This is a genomic window from Mesorhizobium sp. M3A.F.Ca.ET.175.01.1.1 (assembly GCF_004791945.1).
GTDB lineage: Bacteria > Pseudomonadota > Alphaproteobacteria > Rhizobiales > Rhizobiaceae > Mesorhizobium.
Map to the genome: position 1 here is coordinate 1 of NZ_SRTP01000460.1, position 254 is coordinate 254.

Consider the following 254-nt stretch of genomic DNA (forward strand, 5'->3'; position numbering starts at 1 on the left):
GAATTGCCGATGCAGGTGGTGCAGCCGAAGCCGACCAGGTTGAAGCCGATCTGGTCGAGCTCCTTCTGCAGCCCCGACTTCTCCAGATACTCGGCCACCACCTGGCTGCCCGGCGCCAGCGAGGTCTCGCGCGAACGCCATCGGCGTGCCGAACTCGTCGACGATGACGGAATGGTCGATGACCAGGTCGACCGGCACCAGCGGATTGATCTTTTCCGGATCGCCGCCGAGCGCCTTGATGCCGTCGCGCATCG

General features: G+C 65.0%; 1 pseudogene. It reads right to left on the reverse strand.

The window, feature by feature from the left end:
- Positions 1–128, reverse strand: a pseudogene (locus EN818_RS32435) (aconitase family protein); the annotation flags it as partial.
- Between the last annotated feature and the right edge of the window lie 126 nt (positions 129–254).